This window comes from Providencia sp. JGM181 (genome assembly GCF_018257375.1).
GTDB lineage: Bacteria > Pseudomonadota > Gammaproteobacteria > Enterobacterales > Enterobacteriaceae > Providencia > Providencia lanzhouensis.
In genome coordinates this window covers 1-6,580 of the sequence record NZ_JAERJY010000172.1, presented here as the reverse complement: position 1 = coordinate 6,580, position 6,580 = coordinate 1, and the positions used below count along the sequence as shown (strand labels likewise).

General features: G+C 40.7%; 4 protein-coding genes. 2 read left to right on the top strand and 2 right to left on the bottom strand.

The genetic code is table 11. The annotated features are described in order from the left end of the window. Positions 1-416: 416 nt before the first annotated feature. Both JK188_RS15760 and JK188_RS15755 read left to right on the top strand, forming a co-directional pair. A complete protein-coding gene (locus tag JK188_RS15760) occupies positions 417-1,733 on the top strand; it encodes a serine/threonine transporter (protein ID WP_211885016.1) in 1,317 nt (438 codons plus the stop codon). A gap of 154 nt (positions 1,734-1,887) precedes the next feature. Beyond that, the gene (locus JK188_RS15755; protein ID WP_211885015.1) at positions 1,888-3,255 is read left to right on the top strand and encodes an L-serine ammonia-lyase; all 1,368 of its coding nucleotides are present in this window, start codon (positions 1,888-1,890) and stop codon (positions 3,253-3,255) included. Positions 3,256-3,317: 62 nt separating this feature from the next. On the opposite strand, the gene JK188_RS15750 is transcribed toward JK188_RS15755, so the two are convergent. Beyond that, positions 3,318-4,880, bottom strand: a complete 1,563-nt coding sequence (locus JK188_RS15750; RefSeq protein ID WP_249216033.1) for a hypothetical protein — start codon at positions 4,878-4,880, stop codon at positions 3,318-3,320. A gap of 270 nt (positions 4,881-5,150) precedes the next feature. Continuing rightward, complete coding sequence (locus tag JK188_RS15745; protein ID WP_211885013.1) at positions 5,151-6,356, bottom strand: serine hydrolase; 1,206 nt, start codon at positions 6,354-6,356, stop codon at positions 5,151-5,153. Between the last annotated feature and the right edge of the window lie 224 nt (positions 6,357-6,580).

Below are 6,580 nucleotides of genomic sequence, written 5' to 3'. Positions count from 1 at the left end.
GTATTCATTTTATGAACATTACCAAAAAACGACAAAAAACAGCACTAAGCCAAATTCCATTAACAATTTTATAAAAACCACTGAAAGCTGGCAAACGCAGGGGATATTTCTCTTTTGAGATAATGATCACGGCATTTTGTTCTGCTAAAATGTAGATTCTCACACTCAAAATCCACTTTTAAAAATTACTTATAAAATTGCAAAACTGATTGAAAATGAATTTCATATTCATCTTAGTTTTATTTCCAATCAGATTGTTACGTATAAAACCATTATTAATGGCTAGACAGTGTATTAACCGATTGTTTATTTACTAACCACTAATTAAACCGTCGATTAATCGTACAAAAAGATTAAGAGCCTAGTGAAATAGGCACCCAATTTTTATTTTTTGACTTTTATTTTTGGAGACTATTATGGATACAACAAAAGTTGGTTCCATCAACAAAACAGCCTCGCAAACAGGGAATGCTACCGCTTGGCGTAAAACAGACACCGTGTGGATGCTCGGTCTTTATGGTACCGCCATCGGCGCTGGTGTTTTATTCTTGCCTATCAATGCGGGTATGAGTGGATTACTGCCAGTATTACTGATGTTAGTACTTGCTTTCCCAATGACATTTTTTGCTCACCGTGGTTTAACACGCTTTGTCCTTTCCGGTTCAAAGAAAGACGGTGACATTACCGAAGTGGTAGAAGAGCATTTTGGTCGTACAGCAGGTAACTGGATCACCCTGCTCTATTTCTTTGCTATTTATCCTATTTTGTTAGTTTATGGTGTTTCTATCACTAACAACGTTAACAAATTCCTGACTGAACTATTAGGCGTTGGTGCACCACCACGTTGGTTGCTGGCACTGATTTTAGTCGGTGGCGTTATGGCAATCGTGGCATTCGGTGAAAAATATATTGTTAAAGTCATGAGTATGCTGGTGTTCCCATTCATCGCCGTACTGGTCGCTTTCTCTCTGTATATGGTTCCACATTGGAGCACCGATGCTCTGAGCACATTATCTTTAGATAACGTGACTGAAGCGGCTACAGCATCCGGTGGACAAAGCATTTGGATCACTATCTGGTTAACAATCCCAGTTATGGTTTTCGCGTTTAACCATTCACCAATCATCTCTGCTTTCTCTGTTGCAAAACGTGAAGAGTATGATGAAGCGGCAGAGAAAAAATGCTCACGCATTCTGGCTTCTGCGCACATCCTGATGGTTCTGACTGTAATGTTCTTCGTCATCAGCTGTGTATTCACACTGTCTTCAGCAGACCTTGCTGCAGCTAAAGCGCAAAATATCAGTATCCTTGACTACCTGTCTGGCTATTTTGATCAGCCGTTTATCAAGTATGCCGCAGCTATCATCGCCTTTATCGCTATCATCAAATCATTCTTAGGCCACTACTTAGGTGCTCGTGAAGGTTTCAATGGTTTAGTTGAGCGTGCATATCGCGCAAAAGGCAAAACAGTTGATGTTAAAAAATTAAATCGTGGTACTGCACTGTTCATGTTAGTAACAACTTGGATTGTTGCAACATTGAACCCTGGAGTACTGGATATCATTGAAAGTCTGGGTGGCCCAGTTATCGCAATCCTGCTGTTCTTAATGCCAATGTATGCAATCAGCAAAGTTCCTGCGATGCGTAAATACTCCGGTAAACTCAGCAATATCTTCGTTGTCATCATGGGTCTGGTCGCTATCTCCGCTGCAACTTACAAGTTATTCTTCTAATTAAAAAAATTAGCAAATAATTAAGTAAATCTAAGCCCTCAATTAACCTATATCAATCTGGTTAATTGAGGGATCTTCTATAATCATCTTACTGACAACAAATACCCTGTAATTGGCAGTTTGATGGGGATCCTTCAATATAGGAAGACAGAATATGATTAGCGTATTCGACATTTTTAAAATCGGTATCGGACCATCCAGCTCACACACTGTCGGCCCTATGAAAGCCGGTAAGCAGTTTGTCGATGACCTCATCCAGCAAAATCTTCTCACTAAAACCACACGTATTTCCGTCGATGTTTATGGCTCTTTATCCCTAACAGGTAAAGGACACGCCACCGATATGGCGATTATTATGGGTTTGGCGGGTAATCTGCCTGATACGATTGATATTGATGCTATCCCAGCATTTATGCGCAATGTTGAGCAAACTGGCAAACTACTGCTGGCAAATGGTCAACATGAAGTCGATTTTCCAACTGAAGGTGGGATGAATTTCCATTCAACTAACCTACCATTACACGAAAACGGAATGACAATTACCGCGTTTGATGGCGATAACGTTCTGTATACCAAGAATTATTACTCCATTGGCGGTGGCTTTATCGTCGATGAAGAACATTTCGGTCAAGAAACTGAAAATGCGGTTCAAGTCCCTTACCCATACAAATATGCGGCTGATTTACAAAAACATTGTAAAGAAACGGGGTTATCTTTGTCTGCATTAGTAATGCAAAACGAGTTAGCCCTGCACAGCAAAGAAGAGATCTCTGAATATCTGGCTGCGGTGTGGGATGTCATGAAAGCGGGCATTGAACGCGGCGTGAGCACCGAAGGTTTATTACCAGGTCCACTGCGCGTTCCTCGCCGTGCGGCGGCATTGCGCCGTCAATTAGTGACTTCTGACAATAACAATATTGACCCAATGGCGGTGATTGACTGGATCAACATGTACGCCCTTGCTGTCAATGAAGAGAACGCCGCCGGTGGCCGTGTTGTTACTGCCCCAACGAATGGTGCGTGCGGAATTATTCCTGCGGTATTGGCTTACTACGATAAATTTATTCGCCCAGTCAACGAAAACTCTTATACCCGCTATTTCTTAGTTTCAGGCGTGATTGGTACGCTGTACAAAATGAATGCGTCCATCTCTGGTGCAGAGGTTGGTTGCCAAGGTGAAGTCGGTGTAGCCTGTTCCATGGCTGCTGCTGGTTTGGCTGAATTAATGGGGGGCAGCCCAGAGCAAGTGTGCGTCGCGGCTGAAATCGCCATGGAGCATAACTTAGGCTTAACCTGTGACCCTGTGGGTGGGCAAGTCCAAGTACCTTGTATCGAACGTAATGCAATTGCATCTGTTAAGGCTGTGAATGCCGCTCGTATGGCATTACGCCGTGTGAGCGCGCCAAGCGTGTGCCTCGATAAAGTCATCGAAACCATGTATGAAACAGGTAAAGATATCAACGCAAAATACCGTGAAACTTCCCAAGGCGGTTTGGCGATTAAGTTAGGTCATTGCGAATAATTTAATTTCTATCATATGAAAGGCCTGCAAATGCAGGCCTTTTGATTGCTGGCTAAGTACTATTACCAGACTTGATATGGTGTTTTCGTTGAGACTAATACACTAACAGTATCGACAGCGCCTTTAACTGAACTCCCAGCATCTAAAACAACTTCTTCAATAGTTTGAGTGAAAGCACTCGCCCCTTCCGCTATTTTATTGGCGAGCTGATCACTATCAATCTCAAACTTCACCTCATTTTTCACATACGAATTACTAATGCTATCACCACCACGAATAGAGCCTGAATTATCCCCTGAATTTTGTGCAAATCCAGCAGATGAACGACCCTCTGATGTTTTTGTCTCACGAGAGTACGAGGTAGTTGTATACGTCGTTGTCGTAGTTTCAGGTGAGTTGATTAAGATATCTTGACCTTCATTTACCAAACCACCCATTTTGTTAAACACCAGTTCTATCCGGTCAAATTTTTCCATGTCTGTTTTAACGGACTCCTCAAAGAGACGATATTCTTCAGCCAGTTTGGTGTAAGAGTGAAGTTCGTTTTGCAATAGAGAGTCTAACTTTTTTTTCTCTGCTTCTAAAACGCTAATTTTTTCTTGCAGTTGAGAAACCTTAGAGCCGCTCTCAGACTCTTTTTCAACTTTCTTATCTAAAATGCTCTTTAAGTTGTCAATATCATTTTCTAAACGCTGGATTTTAGCATTTAAACCCGCTTGGTTTTTTCCTTCATCTGCAAGCTTGTCATTCAAAGCGGCAATTTCTTTTTGTTTGTCACCAATCTTACCTTGAATTTCAGCAATTTTTTCTTCTTGTTTTTTATTACGATCTTGCTGGACTTTTAAGCGCTCTTCGAGTTTCTCTTTATCACCACTCGTCTTATCTAATTTAACTTCCAGCTCGTTGATCTCTTGCTTGCCCGCATCAACCTGAGCTTTGAGTTTGTCTATTTCACCACGTTGAGCTTTCATATCAGAGCGAAGTTGATTCACATCTCCTTTAGCCTTCATCAGTTCATTATTTAATGACTGCTTTTCTTCTTCACTTTGAGCAAGAAGCTGTTGCGCCGCATTCAGCTTATCTTGCGTGTCTTTTGATTGAGAAGCTTGATCTGCTAATGCTTGCTGCTGTTTTTGCAATTCTACTTTTTGTGATGCAATTTCTTTTTTCAGTGCTGACAACTCATTAGTTTTGCGAGTGATTTCTTTATTTGCCTCCGCCAATTGCTTTTGCATTCCTTGGTATTTTTCAATACCGCTTTGCAACTCACGAATAGCATTACCGCCTTTAATATATGAATTTTCATGGTTAACAGAACCAAATTCATTCGTTGCGGAACCACCATTAAGTTCATTGTTATTTAAACCAAAGTTGGTACTATCTCCCCCCTCAACGTCCCCATTGTTAACACCATTATTACGCGCAAGCCCACCTTGCATTATATGATTGTTAGTATGCAGGTTTAATGTATTACCGCCATCTACAGAACCGCCCCCTTTACCAGAATCAATCGCATCACCGGATTTCATAACGCCACTATTTTCACCGCGATTATCCGCACGACCACCATTAACACTGTTTTCCCCAATCCCTTTGGTATTTTTTTGTAAGGACAGCTGATGCATTCTTTCTTCCATGGAAATGCCCATTGATAATTCTCCATTTCAATTAATTAAATTAATAAATATATTATGAAATTGCATGAGATAATTTCAACCATTGATATTTAAATAACAGTAAAATAGTTAGCACTCAAACAATTAAAATGATTATTAAATTGAATTGGAAATATTTCAATTGAAGTTTATCTGTAAGTTTATTTAATGTTATTCATTACAAAAAAAAGAGACCTCATAAAGAGGTCTCCATATATTAATTTTATAATTAGGTTTTAATCATCCAAAAATGGCATTCCACCAGCCAGTAATGGTTTTCATGATGTAATCCCAAATACGACCGATAAACCCCGCTTCCTCTACAGCTTGTTTTGCAACCAATGGGTGCTGTTCAATCACTTCACCATTCAAAATAAAGTTAATTGTGCCCACCTTTTGGTTCAATGCTAAAGGTGCTTCAATGGAATCATTATCTAGTTTAATGTCCACTTTTAGGTTTTGTAGCTGACCTTTTGGAATAGTCACTGCCACATCTTTTTCGACCCCTAAAGGCACTTCTGAAATGTCACCAAACCAAACACGTTGTTTCTGTAAAACAGCATCCCCTTTAATCGGCGTCACTGTTTCAAAGAAACGGAAGCCCCAAGTGAGCAGCTTTTCGCTTTCAGAAAAACGAACACGGTCACTTGGCGCACCTAAAACTACCGAAATCAAGCGCATAGGACCATCAGTTGCTGATGCGACTAGGTTATGACCAGCACCACTAGTATGCCCTGTTTTCACGCCATCAACATGAAGATTTTGGCTCCACAATAAACGGTTACGGTTAGGTTGACGGATATTATTGAACGTAAACTCTTTCTCTTTGTGCAATACATACTCATCAGGCACATCGCGGATCAGCGCTTGCGCTAACACAGCCATATCCCGAGCGGTACTGTATTGCCCTTCAGAATCTAAACCATGTACGGTTTTAAAATGGGTATTGGTTAAGCCAATTTTTTGGACGTAGCCATTCATAAGGTCAACAAAAGATTCTTGGCTCCCCGCAACGTGCTCAGCCAAGGCAATACTGGCATCATTCCCAGATTGAATTACCACGCCTTTATTTAAATCCAATACAGAAACACGGTCTTTCGGTTTCAAAAACATCAAGGAAGAACCTTTTAAAATAGGGTTTCCTGTCGCCCATGCGGCTTCACTCACTGTCACAATATCTTGCGGTGTAATTTTCCCTGCTTTGACCGCTTGCCCGACCACATAGCTAGTCATGATCTTGGTTAGACTTGCAGGATCCAAACGCTCATCAGGATTACCCGAAGCCAAAATTTTACCGCTGTTATAATCCATTAATACAAACGCTTTTGCGTCAACTTGTGGAGCAACTGGTGTCTGAGCGGCATAACTACTTGTGCTCATCACAACGAATAGACTGAATCCGATACCTGTTCCTCGAATTGCTGAGGACAATGTTGTTTTATTCATTGGTTACTCCTTTACTATTAGTGTTGCTATTACCATTCAAAGCGTTCATCACAATCAAACCATGTTTAATAAAATATTCACTAGAAACCAAAAATGCAGTCAAATTCATCGAGATACTGCAAAATATTACGCTAATTAAAATCCCCCCATACCCTAAACAAAATAAGTGATGATGATTTACCGGAATTAACGGAAGGATTGGTCAGCCTACTTTGGCCTCATTA

Bases quoted from the DNA above. Each gene is read 5' to 3' on its own strand.
- JK188_RS15760 (WP_211885016.1), top strand. From the start codon at position 417: ATGGATACAACAAAAGTTGGTTCCATCAACAAAACAGCCTCGCAAACA.
- JK188_RS15750 (WP_249216033.1), bottom strand. From the start codon at position 4,880: ATGCATCAGCTGTCCTTACAAAAAAATACCAAAGGGATTGGGGAAAAC.
- JK188_RS15755 (WP_211885015.1), top strand. From the start codon at position 1,888: ATGATTAGCGTATTCGACATTTTTAAAATCGGTATCGGACCATCCAGC.
- JK188_RS15745 (WP_211885013.1), bottom strand. From the start codon at position 6,356: ATGAATAAAACAACATTGTCCTCAGCAATTCGAGGAACAGGTATCGGA.